At 73.1% G+C, this 1,284-nt stretch carries 2 protein-coding genes; both read left to right on the forward strand.

Translation table 11 applies throughout. The features are described 5' to 3' along the window. Positions 1 to 33 precede the first annotated feature (33 nt). The gene (locus WH07_RS35435; RefSeq protein ID WP_046509309.1) at positions 34 to 612 is read left to right on the forward strand and encodes a MarR family winged helix-turn-helix transcriptional regulator; all 579 of its coding nucleotides are present in this window, start codon (positions 34 to 36) and stop codon (positions 610 to 612) included. A gap of 116 nt (positions 613 to 728) precedes the next feature. Continuing rightward, entirely contained in the window at positions 729 to 1,247 is a 519-nt protein-coding gene (locus WH07_RS35440) for a sigma factor-like helix-turn-helix DNA-binding protein (RefSeq protein WP_046509310.1), read from the forward strand. Positions 1,248 to 1,284: the final 37 nt, after the last annotated feature.

Consider the following 1,284-nt stretch of genomic DNA (forward strand, 5'->3'; position numbering starts at 1 on the left):
CCAACCGACCCCCGCACAAGAGAGCCCCCAGCCATGCCCCCCATTCAGGACATGACTTCCGCTGCGTCGGCCTCCCGGGAGACGGCCTCCGAACCCTTGGGGGCCGGCTCAGAACCCTCGGGTGAAGCCGTCCTCCTCGATGCACTCCAGCACCAGGTGGCGGTCTTCGCCCGGCGGGCCGAACAGACCCGGCTCGGCGGTGTCGGCCAGGTCCGCAACTCGATGGACCGCGCCGCGTATCTGCTGCTCAACCGGCTCGACCAGGAAGGCCCGATGGGCGTCAAGGCGCTGGCCGCCGGTATGGGTATCGACTCGTCGACCGTCACCCGGCAGGTGGCGCCGCTCGTCGACACCGGCCTGGTCAAACGGACTTCGCATCCGGAGGACGGCCGGGCCGTGGTGCTCCAGCTCTCGGCGCGCGGGCTGGCCCGGCTGGACGAGGTCCGTTCGTCGCGGCGCGAGCTGATGGCACAGGTGACGGGCGGCTGGACGGCTGAGGAGCGCACCTCCTTCACCACACTGCTCACCCGCTTCAACGGCGCGCTGTCGGCGCGGGCCGCGGGGCTGCCGCAGAGTGAGGGCGGTACGGGCGAGAGCGGTACGGACGCGTAGGGGCGCGTACGGGAGCGTGAACGGGGGCGCGTTGCCCGGAAAGCCCCTGTTCGAATCAGGTCCTGTGCGAAAAGGCCCTCTTGACCTGGACGCGCCGACTCGCGTCAATGGAGGACGTGCGAGAGCGGCGGACGTCCACGGATCGCCGCCGCGCCCGTGAGCGTGAGTTCGAGACGTTCGCCGCGGGTGCGGCCGGCCGGCTGCTGCATGCGGCGGCGCTGCTCACGGGCGAGCCCCCGGAGGCCGCGCCGCGCGCGGAGCGCCTGCTGATCACCGCGCTGGCCCGTACGTACGCGGACTGGGACCGGCTGCGCGACGACGACCCGTACGACCACGCCCGCCAGGAACTCACCCTGCGGTACGCCGGCACCGCCTGGCGCTCCCGGCTGCGCCGCCGCACTCCGGCGGGGGTGCTGGCCGGGCTGGGCCCGCAGGAGCGGATGGTGCTGGTGCTGCGGCTGTACGAAGGGGTCGCCGAGGAGCAGACCGCGGCCCTGATAGGGCTGCCGGTGGAGCGCGTCCACACGCTCTGCGCCCGCGCGATCAGAACGATGCGCGGGAACGGGAACAGGAAGACGGCTCCGCGCCCGGCACCCCGTATCAGCGACAGCCGGGTGGGCGGGGCGCGGACATGAGCCGGTGCGACGGCGGCGGCGACCACCGCGACCACAA

The organism is Streptomyces odonnellii, from assembly GCF_000981895.1.
GTDB lineage: Bacteria > Actinomycetota > Actinomycetes > Streptomycetales > Streptomycetaceae > Streptomyces > Streptomyces odonnellii.